Below are 19,200 nucleotides of genomic sequence, written 5' to 3' on the forward strand. Positions count from 1 at the left end.
CAACATGACTCGAATCACATCCGTAGCTCTGCGCCGCGTGCTCGACTCCCGTGGGAACCCGACGGTCGAAGCCGACGTGCTCACCGAATCCGGTGGGTTCGGTCGCGCTGCGGCCCCCAGTGGGGCGTCCACCGGCGAGTACGAGGCGATCGAACTGCCGCCGACCGAAGCCATCGCCGCCGCGCGGCGACACGCGGTTCCCCGACTCGTGGACGAGGTCCACGCGGGCAACCAGCGCGAGGTCGACGCGACGCTCCGCGCCGCCGACGGCTCCGAGAACTTCTCGGAAATCGGCGCGAACAGCGCGGTCGCCATCTCGATGGCGGCCGCCAAGGCCGGTTCCGACGTGCTCGGTGCGCCCCTGTACCAGCATCTCGGCGGCGCGTTCCGCGGCGACAACTTCCCGACGCCGCTCGGGAACGTCATCGGTGGCGGTGAACACGCCAAGGAAGCGACGAACATCCAGGAGTTCCTCGCCGCGCCGGTCGGCGCGCCGAGCGTCTCCGAAGCCGTCTTCGCCAACGCGAAGGTCCACGCCCGCGCGTCCGAGATTCTCGACGAGCGCGGCGTGCCCGCCGCGAAGGGCGACGAGGGCGCGTGGGCGCCGCCGGTATCGGACGCCGAGGCGTTCGAAATCATGGGCGAAGCGGTCTCCGACGTCGAGGACGAACTCGGCTTCGAGATCGGCTTCGGTCTCGACATCGCGGCCTCGGAGATGTTCGAAGACGGCGTCTACCACTACGGTGACGAGACGAAGACGACCGACGAGCAGATCGACTACGTCGCCGAGATGGTCGACGAGTACGACCTCGTCTACGTCGAAGACCCCCTCGACGAGAACGACTACGAGGGCTTCGCGGAACTCACAGAGCGCGTGGGCGACCGCACGCTCATCTGCGGTGACGACCTGTTCGTCACCAACGTCGACCGTCTGCAGGACGGCATCGACGTGGGCGCCGCGAACTCCATCCTCATCAAGCCGAACCAGATCGGGACGCTGACCGACGCGTTCGACGCCGTCGAACTGGCCTCCCGAAACGGGATGGACGCCGTCATCTCTCACCGCTCCGGTGAGACGGAAGACGCGACCATCGCACACCTCGCCGTCGCAACCGACGCGCCGTTCATCAAGACTGGCACGGTGCAGGGCGAGCGAACCGCCAAACTGAACGAACTCATCCGCATCGCGGACGACGCAGTATGAGCGACAACGAAAACGACGCGGTGGAGGTCGCCGACGAGGAACCCGAGACGGAGACCGAAGCGGTCGCCGAGACGGAACCCGCCGAGGCCGCCACCGAAGACGAGACAGCAGAGACCGCCGAGGCGGCCGACGACGCCGCCGAGGCCGAAGAAGAAGCAGAGCCGGAACCGGCCTTCGACGAGGACGTCATGCCCGACGAAGACGCCGACCTGCTCATCCCGGTCGAGGACTACCTGGCCGCCGGTGTCCACATCGGTACCCAGCAGAAGACCAAGGACATGGTCCGGTTCATCCACCGTGTCCGCGACGACGGGCTCTACGTGCTCGACGTCAGCCAGACGGACTCGCGAATCCGCACCGCCGCGGACTTCCTCGCGAACTACAGTCCGGAGCAGATTCTGGTCACGTCCTCCCGCCAGTACGGTCGCTTCCCGGCCGAGAAGTTCGCCGACGCCGTCGGCGCTCGCGCCCGCACGGGCCGCTTCATCCCGGGCACCCTGACGAACCCGGACTACGCCGGCTACATCGAACCCGACGTGGTCGTCGTCACCGACCCCATCGGTGACGCGCAGGCCGTCAAGGAGGCCATCACGGTCGGCATCCCGGTCATCGCGATGTGCGACTCCAACAACCAGACGTCGAACGTCGACCTCGTCGTCCCGACGAACAACAAGGGTCGACGCGCGCTGTCGGTCGTCTACTGGCTCCTCGCCAACGAGACGCTCGACCGCCGCGGCTCCGACACCGTCTACGCCCTCGAAGACTTCGAGGACGAACTGTAGTTCGGGACGACGTTTCGATTCGACTTTTCTGACGCCCGCCCGGCGAGCGGCGGCGCTTTCTCTCGGTTCGGCCGCAGTGTCGAGACGCCGACCGCGATAGCGTGTCGACCTCACGAGACCACGGACTCGCGTCCGCCGCAAACGGTTTTGTGCGTCGTTCCCATAGCTAACCACATGAGCAAACTCCTCCACCAGCTCACCGTGGGCGAACTCGCAGACAGAGTAGACGCGGGCGACTCGTTCACCGTGGTCGACACGCGGCCGCCGGAGAGCTTCGAGTCGTGGCACATCGAGGGCGCGGTCAACGTCCCCTTCCACCCCGTCGACGGACTCGGCGGCGACTGGGACTGGGACCGCGTCGGCGACCTCGCCGCTGAGGGACCGGTCGTCGCCATCTGCGGGAAGGGGCTGTCTTCCACGTCGTTCGGCTTCGAACTCGCGACGCGCGGCTACGACGACGTGGAGGTCGTCAAGGGCGGCATGGAAGACTGGAGCAAGCTGTACGAGGTGGTCGAACTCGACACCGGCGACGACGACCTGTTCGTCGCGCAGGTCCAGCGCCGCGCGAAGGGCTGTCTCGGCTACGTCGTCGGCTCGCGGTCGGCCCGCGAGGCGGTCGTCGTGGACGCGACCCGGCAGACCCACGAGTTCGAACTCGTCGCCGCCGACGCGGGGATGACGGTCACTGGTGTGCTCGACACGCACGTCCACGCCGACCACGTCTCCGGGGGGCGCGCGCTCGCCGACCGCCTCGGCGTGCCGTACTACCTCGGGTCTGAGGCGGCCGACCGCGACGTCGCGTACGAGTTCACCCCGCTCGACGACGGCGAGACGTTGACCGTCGGCGACCACGATATCGAGGCGATTCACGCACCGGGACACACCTCGGACATGACGAACTACCTCGTCGACGGGCGATTCCTCCTCACCGGCGACACGCTGTTCGTCGAGTCGGTCGGCCGCACGGAACTCCAGTTCGGCGACGACGACGCGGCGACGGGCGCGGAACTCCTCTACGAGACGCTCCACGACACGCTGTTGTCGCTTCCCGACGACACGCGCGTCCTCCCCGGGCACGTCTCAGTCGGGGCGGACGGTCGCTACGGTGTCGCCGCGCCGGGCGAACTCGTGAGCGCGACGCTCGGCGACCTGCGTTCGGACCTCGACCTCCTGTCGATGGACGAGTCGGCGTTCGTCTCTCGCGTCGCCGACGACACGCCCGAGAAGCCGGTGAACTACGAGCGCGTCATCGACATCAACACCGGGCGGGCCTCCGTCGGCGACGAGGAGGAGGCGACCGAACTCGAACTCGGACCGAACAACTGCGCCGCCTGAGCCCGTCATCCGGCTTCAATCGGCGGTTCAGGGGAGTTCGACCACGCCCAACCGACCGTCGAACAGGTCGTGGTCGAACCACGCCATCCGGCGGTCGCTGTAGCGAATCTCGGGGCCGAGCGACAGCGAGTTCCGCGCGCGGTCGAGGTCGGTGACGCCGACGAGGAACGCGCACGGACCCTCGCCGACCTCCTCGATTCGCTCCTTGAGCGCGCCGTCGCCGGGTTCGCACAGGGCGAGCGGCGTGCCGGGCACGACGGCGAACTCGGAGAACGGGCCGTTGATATCGACCGGCGATGGATAGCGGTGCCGCCGGGCGAACAGCGCCGCGGTCGCCTCGCGGTCGGCGGTGGCGACGACGACGGTTCGGAGTCCGCGGACGGCGGCGTTTCGCACGGCGCTCGGAACGCGGTAGCTCCGCGGGGTTCGGTCGCGGATGAAAAAGGGAAGTCGCTGGTCTGTGCCCTCGAAGCACATATCCCACTCGACGAGGCGACCGTCCGGTCGGGCGCGGGAGGCCTCGTGGGGGCCGTCGACGGGGAGTCCGGCGTCGATGGCAGTCTTCGCGCTGTCGGCGGCGTCGTCGGTCTCCAGACACCACGCCGCGGGGCCGGCGTCGGCCGCGAGGTAGTCGGGCCAGAAGCCGGCGTCCTCGGCGTCGGTCCCGAGCGTCGGTGCGATGAGTTCGAGGTACGACCCGTCGGGGAACGGAACGACGGCCATGTGGGTCGTTCCGGTCCCGTGTTCGCCGCCGTAGGTCGGCGTGAGACCGACCTCGTTCGCGGCCGCTCGGAGTTCGTACAGCTCGGTACCACCGAACGCGACGTGGTCGATGGTTCGGTCCATACGCCCCCCACGTCGGACTCGGTATAGTGTCTAGGGTCGTCGTGTCTGCGAATCGGCGGGTTCGAACACCCCGACCGAAGCGTTTTGCGTCCGGCCCGCCACGGTACGGTATGAACCTCTTTCGGAGCGTCAGAGCGGTCGCGGACGCTTCAGCGACCGGCTCCGGTACCATCGACTGGGACGCCGTCACCGAGGCCGCGAAGTCAGCGACCGACCCCGGCTCGCTCGACCTCACGGATGCCGAGCGCGCGGGCTACGCGGCCGACGTTCGCGACGCGCGCGACCGTCTGTCGGCCGTCGCCGAGGTCGAGTTCGACGTGCCCGAGGTCGTCGAAGTCCAGAACCGACACCACTGGATAGACGCGAACGTGGCGACGTTCCGCCGGGTGATGGCCCCGTTCGAAGAACACGGTCCCGCGGTCCTCCCCGGCGTCACGCGCGCGGTCAACACCGGGTCGTTCGCCTTCGTCCTCTCGTTTCTCGGCAACAACGTCCTCGGGCAGTACGACCCGCTTCTCCTCGCCGAGGGCGACGACGACCACGGCCTGTACTTCGTCCACCCGAACATCCGCCGGGTCGCCGACAGCCTCGACGTGGACTACCCGCGGTTCCGCCGCTGGATAGCCTTCCACGAGGTGGCGCACGCCGCGGAGTTCGGCGCGGCCCCGTGGCTCTCGACGCACCTCGAATCGCGGATGCAACGCGGGGTCGACGCCCTCGTCGACGGCGACATCGACCGCGACGCCTTCCGCGAGCTCGACACGGCGATGACGGCCGTCGAGGGCTACGCGGAACTGCTGATGGACCGGGCGTTCGACGACGACTACGAGGACCTCCGCCGGAAACTCGACGAGCGTCGGCAGGGCGGCGGCCCGATCGCGAAACTCGCGCGTCGGCTCCTCGGCCTCGGACTCAAGCGCCGGCAGTACGAACGCGGCGCTCGCTTCTTCGAACACGTCGCCGACGAGCGCGGCGTCGCCGCCGCGTCGCGGGTGTGGGACCACCCGGAGAACCTACCGACCGACGCGGAACTGGACGCGCCCGAGCGATGGCTCGCGCGGGTGTCGCCCTGAGAAAACGCCTCTACCGGCGGTTCACGGCGGTGAACTCGCGGCTCCACCGTTTCAGGTACCACGTGAGGAGGCCGCCGATAACGAGTCCGGCGACGAGCGCGATTGCGCTCTGAGGGAGCGTCGCTCCCGCCTGCACGGCGACGAGCGCGGCCGACACGCCGACCAGCAGGGTGAAGCCGATTTTGAGCCGGTTGTTGGCGAGTCGCGTCTCCTCGTCGCTCATGCTCGAACCGACCATCGTCCCTCCGAACTCGCATCGTGCGGGGAGTGCCGCGACCGCCCGCCGATCCTATCGTTCATAGATGAGTAATGGATGTGCGAGGGTTTGAAACCGGTGAATCCTACTGGAAGCCGCGGTCGACGCCGTCGGACTCGATGAGGTCGTCGAGGTCCGACGAGAGCAACTCGTCGGCGTCCGTGAACTCGTCTGCGAGGTCGTCGAGGCGGTCGGGCCGGGCGTCGAACTCGTAGTCCATCGGCCCGAACGCCGGGCTGTCGAGCGCCTCCATCACGTCGGTGAAGAAGTCGTCGGCGGTGGTCGGCGCGTCGGCGTGGACCTTCACGGTCTCTTCGAGTCGCCGGGCCATCGACTCGGCCTGCGACTCGTCTTCGGGCGGTCTTTGGACGGCGAATCGGCCGGCGTCGTTCTCGCCGCCGTCGCGCCGACGCGGGAACAGCGGGTCGAGGCCGTCGTCGACGCGGCGGGCGACGCGAGCGCCGACGCCGCGGACCTCGTAGGGGTTCTTGGCGTACGTCTTCAGTTGGTAGACGCCGGCGTCGGGATGGGCGAGAAAGAGGTCCTCGCCGAGGCTCCGTCGCCGGGTGCCCGCGACGGCCCGCCACGCGTCGGGGTCGCGGTCGCGGCCGTCGTCGACGACCTCCGAGAGGATGTCCTGCCAATCTCTGACGCGCATGGGTGTGCGTACCGCGCGGGAGAGAAAGAGCGTGACGGTCGCGGGGAGTCGCGCACGCGATCTGCCGAACCGTTCGTGTCCCACCGACGGCTATTTGCCCGCGCCTCACCCACGCTTTCGACGTGAACCTTCGCGGTCCGCTCGTCGAGGTCGGCGAGCCGCGCGACGTCGAAACGAAGTACGGCGAGCGCTCGCTGGCGGAGGTGACGCTCCGCCCCGAGCGCGGGACCGCAGACCCCGTGACCGTCACCCTCTGGGGGAAGTGGACCCACGCCGCCGAGCACGCCGAACCGGGCATGGACCTCCTCGTCACCGACGCCGAGGAGTCCGAGTACCGCGGCGAGACGACGTATTCGACCGGCTCGGAGTCGTTCGTCGTCGTCGAGCCCGACTTCCTCGTGGACGTGACCGACATCCGCTCGTGGGTGCAGTGCTCGCGGATGTACTACCTGAACAAGCTCTCGGGCATCCCGCTGAACTACCCGGTGGTGAAAGGGACCATCGTCCACGACGTGTTCGGCGACCTCCTCCGCGGCCGCGACCTCGAGTCGTCCATCGACGAGCGCATCGACGAGCGCGGCCTCGAACTCGGCCTGCTCGGCCGCGAGGTCGACGAGGTCGCGGACGAGGTGCGCCGCAACGCCGCCGCCATCGAGGGGTGGCTCTCGCAGGGCGTCCTCACCGACGAAGACGAGTGGCGCTCGGAGTACACCCTCATCTCGCCGACGTTCGGCATCAAGGGCCGCGCCGACGCCCTCCGTCGGGGGTCGCCCGTCGAACTCAAGACCGGCAAGAACCTCAACCGCGACCCGCGGTTTCAGGACAAGATTCAGGCCGCCTCCTACGCGCTCATCCTCGAAGAGCGGGGCGTGCCGGTCGACACGGGGACGCTCCTCTACACGAAGAACACGACGCTCGACCGCACCGAGGAGTCCGGCGACCTCTCGCCGGCGAAGGACTTCTCCATCGGCCGCGGCCTCCTCGAATTCGTCGTCCGCACCCGCAACGAAATCGCGGCGATGGAACACGACGCGTCGGTGCCGACCGGCTACGAGGTGAACTCGAAGTGCGAGTACTGCTTCGAGAAGGACACCTGCATGGTCGTCTCCGGCAGGCTCGACCAGGAGTCGAAAGCCGGCGCAATCGGCAAGCCGGTGCCCGAGGACGAACGCGACTACTTCGACCGCTTCTACCGCGCCGTCGAGGAGGAGCGCCGGTCGGTCCACAAGGAGTACCGCAAGCTCTGGGACCAGAGCGCCGAGGAGCGCGCCGACGACGACCGGGCGCTCATCGGTCTCGAACCCCTCGGACAGACGGAGCGCCCCGACGGCACGTGGGAACTCCGGGCGAAGCAGACCGACGACGCGGTGTCGAAGCTCCGCGCGGGCGACGTGGCGCTCGCCAGCGACGGCCACCCCGTCGAGGGCCACGCCGAACTCGCGCGCATCGTCGAACTCGGCGACGAAATCGTCGTCACGACCGACGAACCCGTGCCGCTCCGCCGCCTCGACGTGTACCCCTCCGAACTCACCGTCGACCGCTTGCTCACCGCGCTCCACGACGCGGTGCTCAAGGGTTCGCCCGACCGGAAAGACGTGCTGTTCGGCCGCCGCGACCCCGAGTTTTCGGACCGCTCTGCGGGCCGGACGTTCATCGACAACAACGACGCCCAGGACGACGCGGTGCGCCTCGCGGTCGACGCCGACGACCTCGCGCTCATCCACGGGCCGCCGGGGACGGGCAAGACCTACACCATCGCCCGGACCATCCGCGCGCTCGTCGAGGACGGCAACCGCGTCCTCCTGTCTGCCTTCACGAACCGCGCGGTCGACAACGCGCTCGAAGCCCTGCGCGACCAAGGCTTCGAGGACATTGTTCGCGTCGGCACCGAATCGGGCGTCCGCGAGGACATGCAGGACGTGCGCCTTTCACGGAGCGGCGACCCGAACGCGCTCGCGGCCGCCCTCCGGGACGCGCCGGTCGTCGCCGCGACCACCGCCTCCTGCGGGTCGCGCGTGATGCGCGAGCAGTCGTTCGACGCCGCGCTCGTCGACGAGGCGTCGCAGATAACCGAACCCGGGACGCTCGCCGCCGTCAATCTCGCCGACCGGTTCGTCCTCGTCGGCGACCACAAACAGCTTCCGCCGGTCGTCCGCGCCGAAAACGACCTCCAGACATCGCTGTTCCAGCGACTCATCGAGACGTACCCCGACGCCTCGGTCATGCTGGACCGCCAGTACCGCATGTCCCAGCGCATTCAGGCGTTCGCCTCGAAGGAGTTCTACGACGGCGCGCTCCGCCCGGCGACGGGTGCGGTCGCCGCCCAGCACCTCCGAGACCTCGGCGTCGATACCGCGGACCTCCCCGCCGAACTCGCGGACCAAGTCGCCTTCGTCGACCCCGACGGGCGGCGCGTCGGCAACACGAACCCAGTCGAAGCCGACCGCGTCGCGGAGGTCGTCGCCGCCTACGAGGCCGCCGGCGTCGACACCGACGACATCGGCGTCATCGCGCCGTTCCGGGCGCAAGTCGCCGAGATTTCCCGCCGAACCGACGCGATCGTGGACACGGTCGACCGGTTCCAGGGCTCCTCGAAGGAGGTCATCGTCGTCTCCTTCGTCGCTACCGGCGAGTTGGACGGCCCGCTGTTCGAGGACCACCGCCGCATCAACGTCGCCCTCACGCGGGCGAAGAAGGCGCTGTGTCTCGTCGGCGACGCCGACGCGCTCGAATCCGACCCGTTCTACGACCGGATGCTCGCGTGGGCGCGGCGGTAGGCGTCTTCACGGCGCGCCGACCATCGAACCGCGTCGAGCCGCGATTCCGTCACTCCACGTCGATGCCGAGGTCCGCCTCGTCGTCGCCGATTTCGGCTTTGACGCGCTCGTGGAACTCTCTGAGCGCCGCGCTCTCGTCTTCGGCGAGGACCACGTCGCTCGCGGTCAGCGTGGCGAGGCCGAACGCCCGCGGCGTCGGCGACGAGACCTGGTGGCCGACCACGTCCACGTCGCCCGCCCGAATCGCCGCGACCGCGTCCTCGATGGCGGCGAGGTTCAGTTTGTCTTCGAGAATCTCGCGGTAGGTCTCTTCCATCACCGCGAACTCGTCGAGGTCCTGGGCGAACGACAGCAACATCTCCGAGGAGACCTGCTGTTGGGCGGCGGACTTCTCGTAGCCCTTGTAGCGCTTGAGAATCATGAGCGAGCGCGTCGCGTTGATGCGGAAGTAGCGCTTCAGGAGGTCCGTCCCGTCGAGGGCGGCCCGCAGGTCGTCCTCGACTTCCTCGGGTTCGAGGTCGCGGAGGACGCCCGCGAGGTCGACCTTGCGGTTGAGCGGCATCGACAGCGAAAAGCCGTTGTCGGCGACGGCGACCTGCACGTTCGCGTTCGTCCGGCGGGCCGCGTGGTACGCGAGGAGCCGCGAGAGGCCGTCGTTGAACCGCCGGCCGTAGGTGCAGTGGACGTAGAACTGTCGGCGGTAGGCCTCGCGGTCGAGTTCGGTCTCGACGACGAGTCTGTCGGGCGTCGCCACGCTCTCGGGGCCGGCGTATCTGACCTGCTCGTCGAACATCCGCGTGACGGCGCGGACGCTGTTCTCGTCGAGGGGGAACTCCCGGAGCCACGACCTGACGGTGGGCGCGCCGCCGGCGGCGAGTCGGTCCACGAGGTCGGCCTGAAACGCCGCGAGTTCGCGGCCGAGGTCGTACGAAAGCGGCAGGCGCTCGGAGAACCACGAGGGGACCGTCGGGCGCTGAGAGGTGCGGTCGACGTACACCTTCGACCCGCGGCGGTAGCGGTAGGCGAAGTGGTCGCCGCCGAGGACGAACACGTCGCCTTTCTCCAGCGTGTCGAGGTAGCCCTCGTCGAGCGTGCCGACCCACTGGTCGGCCCCGCGGACCAGCACGTCGCAGGTGAAGGAGTCGGGAATCGTCCCGATGTTTGTCATGTAGATGACGCGGGCCATCCGGCCGCGCTTGCCGATGAGCGGTTCGCCGACGGGGTACTCCTCGTAGTGGTGTTCGCCGTCCGGCGGGTCGTTGGTGTCGCGCCAGATTTTCGCGTAGACGTTCCTGTCTTCGAGGCCGTCGTAGTCGGCGGTGAGATAGCGGAACAGGCGCTCGAAGTCGTCGTCTGCGAAGTTTCGGTAGGGGTAGGCCCGACGGAGCGTCTCGCGGAGTTCCGACTCGGGGCGAATCGCGTTGATGGCCATCCCGTACACCTGCTGGGCGGCCACGTCGAAGGCGTTCTCGGGGATGAACACCCGGTCGACGAAGCCCGACTCGGCCTTCGAGAGCATCACCGCGCACTCGACGAGTTCGTCCCTGTCGAGGGCGATGACGCGGCCTTCGACGGTCTGGCCGAGCTGGTGTCCGGCCCGGCCGACCCGCTGGAGGAGCGCGGCGACGGACTTGGGCGAGCCGACCTGCACCACGAGGTCGATGTGGGGCATGTCGATGCCGAGTTCGAGGCTCGTGGAGGTGGTGACGACGCGCAACTCGCCCGCCTTCAGCTTCGACTCTACCTCCTGTCTGCGCTCTTTCGAGAGGCTCCCGTGGTGACACCCCGAGTTCGACTCGTCGATGTCGTCGAACTCCTCGCGGAGGTTGTGGAGGACGCGCTCCGCGCCCGACCGCGTGTTGGTGAACACGAGCGTGTTCGTGTGCGAGGCCACGAGTTCGTGCAGGCGGTCGTAAAACCGATTCTGGACCTCGCTTCGGGGCGTCCGAATCAGGTCGTCGGTCGGGCACTCCAGTCGGACGTCGAAGTCGCGGACGAACCGCGTGTCCACGAGTTCGTAGTCGCGGGGCTCGCCGCCCTCGCACCCGACGAGGAACTCCGCGACCGTGTCGAGCGGTTCGACGGTGGCCGAACAGCCGATGCGCGTCGGCGACGATTCGGCGAGGTCTTCCAGTCGCTCCAGCGACACCGACAGGTGGGTGCCGCGTTTGTTCTCCGCGAGGCTGTGAATCTCGTCGACGACGACGTACTCGACGGTTCGGAGCTTCTCTTTGAACTTCGGCGAGTTGAGCAGAATCGCCAGCGTCTCCGGCGTCGTGTTGAGGATGTGCGGCGTCTCAGACAGCATCTTCTGGCGGTCCGCAGAGGAGGTGTCGCCGTGGCGGAGGGCGTGTCTGATGTCCACCGTCTCGCCGCGCTCTTCGGCGATGTCGGCGATGCCCGAAAGCGGCTCGGTCAGGTTCCGGTGGATGTCGTTGGCGAGCGACTTCAGCGGCGAGACGTAGAGGCAGTACACCGAGTTGTCGAGGCCGTCGGGCGACTCCCGGTCGCGGCGGAACAGCTCGTTGATGATGGCGGTGAAAGAGGCGAGGGTCTTTCCCGACCCCGTCGGCGCGCAGATGAGGGCGTTGTCGCCGTCGTGGATGCGCGGGATGGCCCCGCGTTGCGGCGGGGTGAAAAAGCCGCCGTTGCCGGGGACGAACTCGCCGAACCGGTCGACCCACCACTCTTGGACGGCGGGCTCCAGCAGGTCGAGCACGTCCTCGTCGGCGACGGGCACCGACTCGGGGTCGAACTCGTAGTCGCCGCCTCTCGACGCGAGAAGCGAGCGGCCGCGCCGGGTCATTACCTCGGGGTTAGCCTGCGCGGGTATGAGGGTTGTGCCTGTCCCCGCGGCGGCCGCCCCGGCGAGCACAAGGACTAACGCCGCCGCCGTGGTAGCTCTGCGCATGCGCGTCACGTTCCTCGGCACCGGCAGTGCGATGCCCGTCACCGGCCGCGCCCAGACCGGCCTCCTCCTCGAATCGGACGGCAACGCCCTCCTCGTGGACTGCGGGTCGGGCGTCCTCGCTCGCCTCGCCGAGACGGAAGTCGGCTACGAGGGTGTCTCGTCGGTCCTCCTCACACATCACCACCTCGACCACGTCTCGGACCTCATGGCGCTCGTGAAAGCCCGGTGGCTCGCCGGCGCTGACAGCCTCGAAATCGTCGGCCCGGAGGGGACCGAGACGCTCGTCGAGGGACTGTTCGACGTCCACGACTACCTGCGGGGCCGCCTCGACGTGCAGATTCGGGAGGTCGGCCCGACCGAGTTCGGCATCGCCGGCTTCGACGTGATGGGGTTCGAGGTCCGCCACTCGATGCCGACGCTCGCCTACCGCTTCAGCAACGAGCGGGGCGAGGCCGACTTCGTCTTCTCCGGGGACACCGAGGCGTTCTCCGCCCTCGGCGACTTCGCCGACGGCGCGAGCGTCCTCGCGCACGACTGCTCGTTCCCCGACGACGTGGACGTGTCGAACCACCCGACGCCGTCGCAGGTGGGCGAGGCGCTCGCCGGGCGGGACATCGACTCGGTCTACCTGACGCATCTCTACCCGCACGCCGACCGCGTCACCGACGACCTCCGGGCGAGCGTGAGCGACCGCTTCGACGGCGAAGTCCGAGTCGCGGAAGACGGGCTGGTCGTCGAACTCTGAGCCTGACACTGAGCCCGAGTCCGAATCCGAGCCCGAGTCCGAATCCGAGCCCGAGTCCGACGCCGACTACTCCCCGCGGATGACGGTCCCCGGCGACTCGCCGGCGACGAACGCCGACAGCCCCTCGGGGCCGAAGACGTGCGCCGGCGCGCCGAGCGCGAGCAGTTTTCTGACCTTCGCGGCCATGCCGCCGGTCACGTCGGTGGAGTCCGACCCGCCGAGCGCGTCGGCCGCGTCCGCGAACGCCGTAATCTCGGGAATCACGTCGCCGTCGGCGTCGAGCACGCCGGGAACGGTCGAACAGAGGCCGACGCGGTCCGCGCCGAGGCCGGACGCGAGCGACACCACGAGGTCGTCGCCGCTGACGATGGTCGCGCCCTTGCCCGCGTGCGCGATGACGTCTCCGTGGAGCACCGGGACGAAGCCCTCGTCGAGCATCGTCTCGGTCGCCGCGAGGGGAAGCGACAGCGAGCCGTCGGCCTCGCGCGCGCCGGCCGAAAGCGGGTGGACCGGCAGGGCCGCGACGCCGCGGTCGGCGAGCGCGTCGAGGACGGCGTCGTTGAGGCGCTTCATCGCGTCGTGGATGGCGCGGACGCCGCGGGCGTCGTGACTGCCGGTCTCCGATGAGACGCCGTGTTCGGCGGCGTGGTGGTGGCCGAAGCTCCCGCCGCCGTGGACGACGACGACGCGACCTGACTCGGCGAGGGTCGCGACTGCGTCCGCGGCGGCCGCCAGCCCCGCCTCGTCGACCGTCTCCGGTTCGTCCTTGTCGGTGACGACGCTCCCGCCGAGTTTGAGGACGACGAGGCTCACGCCGAGTCCGCCCCCGTCTTCTTCCCGTCCCCGTCGCTGGGGTCGCGCTCGGTCTCGCCCTCGGCGTCCGCTTCGGGCGGCACCTCGACCCTGACGCCCTCGGTGGCGAGTTCGGCGCGGAAGGCGTCCTCGCAACCGGGGGTGAATCGGAGCGCGGTCTGGGTCTCGGGCGTCGGGTCCAGAGAGACGATACAGCCGCCGCCGCCCGCGCCGGTCAGTTTCGCGCCGTACGCGCCGGCCTCGCGGGCGGCCCACACCATCGAGTCCAGCGAGCGCGAGGAGACGCCGAGGGCCTCCAGCAGGCCGTGGTTGAAGTTCATGAAGCGGCCGAGTTCGGAGAGGAGTTCCTCGGGCGCGTCGTCGGCGTCGGGGTTTGCCTCGGCCAGCAGTTCCTCGCCCCGCCGGACGATATCGCCGACGGTCGAGACGGTGTCGGCGGCGAAGTCGTACTCCTCGCGGAGCGCGCGGACGCCGGAGACGAGCGCGCCGGTGTCGCCCGCGCCGCCGTCGAAGCCGATGACGAACGGGAGCGGCGGCGCGTCGATGGTCCGGCAGTCGTCGCCCTCGACGCGGACGGCCCCGCCCATCGCCGAACAGAAGGTGTCGGCGCGGGACGCCTGTCCGTCTTGGACCTCGTGTTCGGCTTGGTAGGCGCGTTCCGCGATTTCGCGGGGCGCGAGTTCGACGCCGAGCTCGCGGGTCGCGGCGTCGATGCCGGCGACGACGACCGCCGCGGAGGAGCCGAGGCCGGCCCCCAGCGGGATGTCGCTTTCGACGGTGATGTCGAAGCCGGCGTCGGGCGCGTCGGCGGCGTCGCGGGCCTGGTCGACCGCGGCGTCGATGTAGCCCATCGCGGCCTCCACGAGCGGTGCCGGAACGTCCACGTCGGGCCGGTCGCCGGTCGAGCCGCGGTACTCGACGGTGAAGCCGTTGAGACTCAGGTCCTCGGCGCGGACGCGGACGTGGTCGTCGTCGCGGGCGGAGACGGTGACGGTCGCCCGGCGCTCGACCGCGCAGGGGACCGCCGGCTCGCCGTAGACGACTGCGTGCTCCCCGAACAGGTACACCTTGCCGGGAGCGCTCGAAACGGTCATACCCGGAGTTGCTACGGGATTCGCTTAAGGGTATCCGACTGCGGTCGAACCCGGTCGCGGGCGTCGAGGGGAGCAGTCGGTGGAAACGGTCGGCGGACACGGTCGCAAAAAAGCGGTGTTCGGAGCCGTCGGCTCAGGCGTCGATTTCGACTTCGTCGCGCTCCTCGTCGGCGTCGTCGTCGAGGTCGGTCAGCTCGTCGAGGTCGTCGTCGCCGCCGCGGATGTAGCGGACCGCCGCCGCGATGCCGACGAGCAGGACCAGTCCGACGAGGAGCCCCAGTCCGGAGCGGCCGCCCGACTCGTCCGACTCGGCGTCGTCGAGCTCGTCGGGTTCGTCGGCGTCGAACTCGGCGTCGTAGTCGTCGTACGATTCGTCGTCGGCTTCGAGTTCCGCGTCGCCGCGCTTGGAGAAAAGCGGCGAACTGTTGGTCGGGCTGAACTCGAATCCGTCGTGCAGGTGGACCTCGAAGAGGGTGAAGTCGGCCATATCCATCAGTACGCTCACAAGATGGATATGCCTTGTGGCGACGGGCCGATGCGAGTCGCCGCGGGACGCCGCGCGCGGAGACGACCGACCGGCTTTCCGGTGGGGTGTGCTGGAGTCGCTGTGTTCTTGTTTCGGCGCTCCCGAACGTCACGTATGGACGACGACCGACGCGCCTTCCTCGAAGACCTGCTCACCACACCCAGCCCGTCCGGCTACGAGGTCGACGGCCAGCGCGTGTGGGTGGACTACGTCTCGCAGTTCGCCGACGACGTGACGGTCGACGACTACGGCAACGCCGTCGCGGTCCACGAGGGTACCGGCGAGGGTCCCGAAATCGCCTTCACCGGCCACGCTGACCAAATCGGCTACATCGTCCGCGACATCGACGACGACGGCTTCGTCCGCATCGGTCCCATCGGCGGCGCGGACCGCACCGTCTCGAAGGGCCAGCACGTGACGGTCCACGGCGACGACGGCGACGTTGCGGGCGTCATCGGCCAGACCGCCATCCACCTCCGCGACGTGGGGAGCGAGGAGTACGACGACCTCGAAGAGCAGTTCGTCGACATCGGCGCGACGAGCAAGGGCGACGCGAAGGACCACGTCGAAGTGGGCGACCCAGTGACGGTCGAAGCGCGGGTCCGCGACCTCGCGGGCGACCGCGTCGCGGCCAACGGGATGGACAACCGCGTCGGCACGTGGTCGGCCGCGGAGGGTCTCCGCGCCGCCGTCGAGGCCGACGTGGACGCGACGGTGTACGCCGTCAGCACCGTCCAGGAGGAAGTCGGCGTGCAGGGGGCGAAGATGGTCGGCTACGACCTCGACCCCGACGCGATGGTCGCCGTCGACGTGACTCACGCGACGGACAACCCCGACGTGCCCGGCAAGCGCAAAGGCCCCGTCGAACTCGGCGAGGGGCCGGTCGTCTCCCGCGGGAGCGCGAACCACCCGAACGTCGTCGCGCTCGCCCGCGACGCGGCCGCGGAGGCCGACATCGGCGTGCAGTTGCAGGCCGCCGGCGTCCGCACGGGCACCGACGCGGACGCCTTCTACACGAGTCGCTCCGGCATCCCCTCGCTCAACATCGGCATCCCGAACCGCTACATGCACACGCCCGTGGAGGTCGTCTCCACGAGCGACCTCGACGACGTGGCCGAACTTCTCGGGTCGATGGCCGCGCTCGCGGGCGACGTGGACTCGTTCGGCGTCGAACTGTAAGCGGGCGGACGGCGGCCCAGCGCGCTGTGCGTAGTTGTCGCATACGACTCCGGGCGAAAGAAAACCGTTAAAAGTCGCCACACGGTGTTTCCACGTATGGCTGGAACTATCGAAGTACTCGTTCCCGGCGGGAAGGCGAACCCCGGTCCGCCGCTCGGCCCGGAACTCGGCCCGACCCCTGTCGACGTGCAGGACGTCGTCAACGACATCAACGACCAGACGGCGGCCTTCGACGGCATGGAAGTCCCCGTCACCGTCGAGTACGACGACGACGGCTCGTTCAGCATCGAGGTCGGCGTCCCGCCGACGGCGGCGCTCATCAAGGACGAAGTCGGATTCGACACCGGAAGCGGCGAACCCCAGGAGAACTTCGTCGCCGACATGTCCATCGAACAGCTGAAGAAGGTCGCAGAGCAGAAGTCCTCTGACCTGCTCTCGTACGACCTCAAGAACGCCTCGAAGGAGGTCGCCGGGACGTGTGCGTCCCTCGGCGTCACCATCGAAGGCGAAGACGCCCGCACGTTCAAACAGCGCATCGACGGCGGCGACTTCGACGACTACTTCGACGACGAGTAATCGTCTCGGACCCGCCTCGGCGGTTCGAACCGCCCTTTCCGTCGGGCCGAGCCGACTCGGCCCGCTTTCTTCTCTCCACCGACCCGATTTGACCCGGAGCGGCCCGACCGTCGACGACCTCGAATCGCTCGCGTGCTCGCCAGCCCGCATGTGTGGCTGTGGCACGCGAAACCCCCGAATTCGGGGGTTTCGGCTCCCGTAGTTCGACGGACTTAAGTTGAGCCTACTCGTCCTGCCGGACGAGGCAGGCAGTAGCCTGTTTCACTGACCCGTAGGAGCAATCCTGCGTACTACGGAGGTGAATAATGGCAGACACAATAGTTGACGCAGTCTCTCGCGCACTCGACGAGGCACCCGGGCGGAACTTCCGCGAAACGGTTGACCTCGCCGTGAACTTGCGAGACTTAGATCTTAACGACCCGTCGAAGCGTGTCGACGAGAGCATCGTGCTCCCGTCTGGCACCGGCCAGGACACCCAGATTGTGGTGTTCGCGACCGGTGAAACCGCGCTCCGCGCAGAGGATGTCGCCGACGAAGTTCTCGGGCCCGATGAGCTCGAAGACTTCGGCGACGACACCGATGCGGCGAAAGACCTTGCCGACGAGACCGACTTCTTCGTTGCCGAGGCTGGACTGATGCAGGACATCGGTCGCTACCTCGGTACCGTGCTCGGTCCCCGTGGTAAGATGCCGACCCCGCTTCAGCCCGACGACGACGTCGTCGAGACGGTGAACCGGATGAAGAACACGGTGCAGCTCCGCTCGCGTGACCGTCGTACGTTCCACACGCGCGTCGGCGCAGACGACATGACGCCCGACGAAATCGCGGAGAACATCGACGTCATCGTCCGTCGTCTCGAAGCGACGCTCGAAAAGGGCCCGCTCAACATCGACTCCGTCTACGTGAAGACGACGATGGGGCCGTCCGTGGAGGTGCCCGCATGAGCGAATCCGAGGTCCGGCAGACCGAGGTCATCCCACAGTGGAAGCGTGAAGAGGTCGACGAGCTCGTCGACTTCATCGAATCCTACGAATCCGTCGGCGTCGTCGGCGTCGCGGGCATCCCGAGCCGCCAGCTTCAGGCCATGCGCCGCGAGCTTCACGGCTCGGCCGCGGTGCGCATGAGCCGTAACACGCTCGCGAACCGCGCGCTCGACGAAGTCGACGACGGCTTCGAGGAACTCAAGGAGTACATCGCCGGGCAGGTCGCCCTCATCGGCACGAACGACAACCCGTTCGCCCTGTACAAGGAGCTCGAGGCGTCGAAGACGCCCGCGCCCATCAACGCCGGTGAAGTCGCCCCGAACGACATCGTCATCCCCGAGGGTGACACCGGTGTCGACCCGGGTCCGTTCGTCGGCGAACTCCAGCAGGTCGGGGCGTCCGCCCGCATCATGGACGGCTCGATCAAGGTGACGGAAGACTCCAACGTCCTTTCGGCGGGCGAGGAAGTCTCCGAGGAACTCGCGAACGTCCTGGCGGAACTCGGCATCGAGCCCAAGGAGGTCGGTCTCGACCTCCGCGGCGTCTTCTCCGAAGGCGTCCTGTTCGAGCCCGACGAACTCGCCATCGACGTGGACGAGTACCGCGCCGACATCCAGTCGGCCGTCTCCGCCGCGACGAACCTGTCGGTCAACGCGGTCTACCCGACCGCCCAGACCGCGCCGACGCTCATCGCCAAGGCGACGAGCGAGGCCAAGGCCGTCGGTCTGTTCGCCAACATCGAGAGCCCGGACTTCATGCCCGAGCTCATCTCGAAGGCGGACGCCCAGCTTCGGGCGCTCGCGGCGAACATCGACGACGAAGAGGCGCTTCCCGAGGAACTCCGCGGCGTGTCCGCGGCTGACACGGGTGCCGCCGAGGAAGAAGAATCGACTGACGAAGAAACAGCGGACGCCGACGAGGCAGACGCCGACGCCGACGACGCCGCCGCCGAAGACGACGGCGACGACGAAGACGCTGGCGACGCCCTCGGCTCCCTGTTCTAACAACACACAAGGTACACAACAATGGAATACGTCTACGCTGCGCTCATCCTGAACGAGTCGGACGAAGAGGTCAACGAAGAGAACATCACCGCGGTCCTCGAGGCCGCCGGTGTCGATGTCGAAGAATCCCGTGTCAAGGCGCTCGTCGCCGCGCTCGAGGACGTCGACATCGAAGAGGCCATCGAGACGGCCGCCGCCGCCCCCGCGCCCGCTTCGGGCGGTTCCGCCGGTGGCGAGGTCGAGGCCGCTGACGACGACGACGAGGAAGACGCCGAAGAAGAGGCCGCTGACGAAGGCGGCGACGACGACGACGAAGACGAAGAAGCCGACGGCGAGGGCCTCGGCGCGCTCTTCGGTTAAACTTCCGCGAGACCCCGCCGCGTCCGCGGCGACGCTCGCTTCGAAACTCCGATTTCTTTCGATGTAACCCGCCAGCCG

The 19,200-nt window shown here is 68.5% G+C and carries 18 protein-coding genes; 11 read left to right on the plus strand and 7 right to left on the minus strand.

Annotation, left to right across the window (positions count from 1 at the left end):
• Nucleotides 1–4 precede the first annotated feature (4 nt).
• The 3 genes from eno (at nucleotide 5) to C438_RS10525 (ending at nucleotide 3,321) form a co-directional block, all read left to right on the plus strand.
• Nucleotides 5–1,204, plus strand: a complete 1,200-nt coding sequence (eno, locus tag C438_RS10515) for a phosphopyruvate hydratase (RefSeq protein WP_004969361.1) — start codon at nucleotides 5–7, stop codon at nucleotides 1,202–1,204.
• Nucleotides 1,201–1,986 (plus strand): 30S ribosomal protein S2, encoded by a 786-nt coding sequence (gene rpsB, locus C438_RS10520; RefSeq protein ID WP_004969362.1) that lies wholly within the window; start codon nucleotides 1,201–1,203, stop codon nucleotides 1,984–1,986. The genes eno and rpsB overlap by 4 nt, the downstream gene beginning before the upstream one ends.
• A 174-nt stretch (nucleotides 1,987–2,160) precedes the next feature.
• Entirely contained in the window at nucleotides 2,161–3,321 is a 1,161-nt protein-coding gene (locus tag C438_RS10525) for an MBL fold metallo-hydrolase (protein WP_004969363.1), read from the plus strand.
• 27 nt (nucleotides 3,322–3,348) lie between these two features.
• Here the strand turns inward: C438_RS10525 and C438_RS10530 are convergent, their stop codons facing one another.
• Nucleotides 3,349–4,167 (minus strand): VOC family protein, encoded by an 819-nt coding sequence (locus tag C438_RS10530; RefSeq protein ID WP_004969364.1) that lies wholly within the window; start codon nucleotides 4,165–4,167, stop codon nucleotides 3,349–3,351.
• Between the two features lie 110 nt (nucleotides 4,168–4,277).
• On the opposite strand from C438_RS10530, the gene C438_RS10535 reads away from it, so the two are divergent.
• Nucleotides 4,278–5,240, plus strand: a complete 963-nt coding sequence (locus tag C438_RS10535; RefSeq protein ID WP_004969365.1) for a zinc-dependent metalloprotease — start codon at nucleotides 4,278–4,280, stop codon at nucleotides 5,238–5,240.
• Nucleotides 5,241–5,250: 10 nt separating this feature from the next.
• Here the strand turns inward: C438_RS10535 and C438_RS10540 are convergent, their stop codons facing one another.
• Nucleotides 5,251–5,478 (minus strand): hypothetical protein, encoded by a 228-nt coding sequence (locus tag C438_RS10540; protein WP_004969366.1) that lies wholly within the window; start codon nucleotides 5,476–5,478, stop codon nucleotides 5,251–5,253.
• Nucleotides 5,479–5,581: 103 nt separating this feature from the next.
• Complete coding sequence (locus C438_RS10545; protein ID WP_004969367.1) at nucleotides 5,582–6,154, minus strand: hypothetical protein; 573 nt, start codon at nucleotides 6,152–6,154, stop codon at nucleotides 5,582–5,584.
• 122 nt (nucleotides 6,155–6,276) lie between these two features.
• Here C438_RS10545 and C438_RS10550 point away from each other — a divergent pair, with 122 nt between their 5' ends.
• A complete protein-coding gene (locus C438_RS10550; protein WP_004969368.1) occupies nucleotides 6,277–8,931 on the plus strand; it encodes an AAA domain-containing protein in 2,655 nt (884 codons plus the stop codon).
• A gap of 49 nt (nucleotides 8,932–8,980) precedes the next feature.
• Here the strand turns inward: C438_RS10550 and C438_RS10555 are convergent, their stop codons facing one another.
• The gene (locus C438_RS10555) at nucleotides 8,981–11,737 is read right to left on the minus strand and encodes an ATP-dependent helicase (protein ID WP_004969369.1); all 2,757 of its coding nucleotides are present in this window, start codon (nucleotides 11,735–11,737) and stop codon (nucleotides 8,981–8,983) included.
• A gap of 103 nt (nucleotides 11,738–11,840) precedes the next feature.
• On the opposite strand from C438_RS10555, the gene C438_RS10560 reads away from it, so the two are divergent.
• Nucleotides 11,841–12,587: an MBL fold metallo-hydrolase gene (locus C438_RS10560; protein ID WP_004969370.1), complete on the plus strand. Its 747-nt coding sequence runs from the start codon at nucleotides 11,841–11,843 to the stop codon at nucleotides 12,585–12,587.
• Nucleotides 12,588–12,653: 66 nt separating this feature from the next.
• Here the strand turns inward: C438_RS10560 and C438_RS10565 are convergent, their stop codons facing one another.
• The 3 genes from C438_RS10565 to C438_RS10575 all read right to left on the minus strand — a co-directional run bounded on the left by C438_RS10565 (nucleotide 12,654) and on the right by C438_RS10575 (nucleotide 14,981).
• Nucleotides 12,654–13,400: an isopentenyl phosphate kinase gene (locus tag C438_RS10565; protein WP_004969371.1), complete on the minus strand. Its 747-nt coding sequence runs from the start codon at nucleotides 13,398–13,400 to the stop codon at nucleotides 12,654–12,656.
• Nucleotides 13,397–14,494, minus strand: a complete 1,098-nt coding sequence (mvk, locus tag C438_RS10570) for a mevalonate kinase (protein ID WP_004969372.1) — start codon at nucleotides 14,492–14,494, stop codon at nucleotides 13,397–13,399. Before mvk ends, C438_RS10565 begins: the two co-directional genes overlap by 4 nt.
• 133 nt (nucleotides 14,495–14,627) lie before the next feature.
• Nucleotides 14,628–14,981, minus strand: a complete 354-nt coding sequence (locus C438_RS10575) for a hypothetical protein (protein ID WP_004969373.1) — start codon at nucleotides 14,979–14,981, stop codon at nucleotides 14,628–14,630.
• Between the two features lie 153 nt (nucleotides 14,982–15,134).
• On the opposite strand from C438_RS10575, the gene C438_RS10580 reads away from it, so the two are divergent.
• The 5 genes from C438_RS10580 (at nucleotide 15,135) to rpl12p (ending at nucleotide 19,122) form a co-directional block, all read left to right on the plus strand.
• The gene (locus C438_RS10580) at nucleotides 15,135–16,199 is read left to right on the plus strand and encodes a M42 family peptidase (RefSeq protein WP_004969374.1); all 1,065 of its coding nucleotides are present in this window, start codon (nucleotides 15,135–15,137) and stop codon (nucleotides 16,197–16,199) included.
• Between the two features lie 96 nt (nucleotides 16,200–16,295).
• Entirely contained in the window at nucleotides 16,296–16,775 is a 480-nt protein-coding gene (locus C438_RS10585; protein ID WP_004043005.1) for a 50S ribosomal protein L11, read from the plus strand.
• Nucleotides 16,776–17,080: 305 nt separating this feature from the next.
• Nucleotides 17,081–17,719 carry a 50S ribosomal protein L1 gene (locus C438_RS10590; protein WP_004969375.1) on the plus strand — a complete coding sequence of 213 codons (639 nt, stop codon included), beginning with the start codon at nucleotides 17,081–17,083 and terminating at the stop codon, nucleotides 17,717–17,719.
• Nucleotides 17,716–18,762 carry a 50S ribosomal protein L10 gene (locus C438_RS10595; RefSeq protein WP_004969376.1) on the plus strand — a complete coding sequence of 349 codons (1,047 nt, stop codon included), beginning with the start codon at nucleotides 17,716–17,718 and terminating at the stop codon, nucleotides 18,760–18,762. Before C438_RS10590 ends, C438_RS10595 begins: the two co-directional genes overlap by 4 nt.
• 21 nt (nucleotides 18,763–18,783) lie before the next feature.
• Complete coding sequence (gene rpl12p / locus C438_RS10600) at nucleotides 18,784–19,122, plus strand: 50S ribosomal protein P1 (protein WP_004969377.1); 339 nt, start codon at nucleotides 18,784–18,786, stop codon at nucleotides 19,120–19,122.
• Nucleotides 19,123–19,200 lie beyond the last annotated feature (78 nt).

Origin of the sequence: Haloferax denitrificans ATCC 35960, assembly GCF_000337795.1 — an archaeon.
Taxonomy (GTDB): domain Archaea; phylum Halobacteriota; class Halobacteria; order Halobacteriales; family Haloferacaceae; genus Haloferax; species Haloferax denitrificans.

Excerpts from the sequence above, each read along its gene's own strand:
- eno (WP_004969361.1), top strand. The coding sequence starts at position 5 with ATGACTCGAATCACATCCGTAGCTCTGCGCCGCGTGCTCGACTCCCGT.
- rpsB (WP_004969362.1), top strand. The coding sequence starts at position 1,201 with ATGAGCGACAACGAAAACGACGCGGTGGAGGTCGCCGACGAGGAACCC.
- C438_RS10525 (WP_004969363.1), top strand. The coding sequence starts at position 2,161 with ATGAGCAAACTCCTCCACCAGCTCACCGTGGGCGAACTCGCAGACAGA.
- C438_RS10530 (WP_004969364.1), bottom strand. The coding sequence starts at position 4,167 with ATGGACCGAACCATCGACCACGTCGCGTTCGGTGGTACCGAGCTGTAC.
- C438_RS10535 (WP_004969365.1), top strand. The coding sequence starts at position 4,278 with ATGAACCTCTTTCGGAGCGTCAGAGCGGTCGCGGACGCTTCAGCGACC.
- C438_RS10540 (WP_004969366.1), bottom strand. The coding sequence starts at position 5,478 with ATGGTCGGTTCGAGCATGAGCGACGAGGAGACGCGACTCGCCAACAAC.
- C438_RS10545 (WP_004969367.1), bottom strand. The coding sequence starts at position 6,154 with ATGCGCGTCAGAGATTGGCAGGACATCCTCTCGGAGGTCGTCGACGAC.
- C438_RS10555 (WP_004969369.1), bottom strand. The coding sequence starts at position 11,737 with ATGACCCGGCGCGGCCGCTCGCTTCTCGCGTCGAGAGGCGGCGACTAC.
- C438_RS10560 (WP_004969370.1), top strand. The coding sequence starts at position 11,841 with ATGCGCGTCACGTTCCTCGGCACCGGCAGTGCGATGCCCGTCACCGGC.
- mvk (WP_004969372.1), bottom strand. The coding sequence starts at position 14,494 with ATGACCGTTTCGAGCGCTCCCGGCAAGGTGTACCTGTTCGGGGAGCAC.
- C438_RS10575 (WP_004969373.1), bottom strand. The coding sequence starts at position 14,981 with ATGGCCGACTTCACCCTCTTCGAGGTCCACCTGCACGACGGATTCGAG.
- C438_RS10580 (WP_004969374.1), top strand. The coding sequence starts at position 15,135 with ATGGACGACGACCGACGCGCCTTCCTCGAAGACCTGCTCACCACACCC.
- C438_RS10585 (WP_004043005.1), top strand. The coding sequence starts at position 16,296 with ATGGCTGGAACTATCGAAGTACTCGTTCCCGGCGGGAAGGCGAACCCC.
- C438_RS10590 (WP_004969375.1), top strand. The coding sequence starts at position 17,081 with ATGGCAGACACAATAGTTGACGCAGTCTCTCGCGCACTCGACGAGGCA.
- C438_RS10595 (WP_004969376.1), top strand. The coding sequence starts at position 17,716 with ATGAGCGAATCCGAGGTCCGGCAGACCGAGGTCATCCCACAGTGGAAG.
- rpl12p (WP_004969377.1), top strand. The coding sequence starts at position 18,784 with ATGGAATACGTCTACGCTGCGCTCATCCTGAACGAGTCGGACGAAGAG.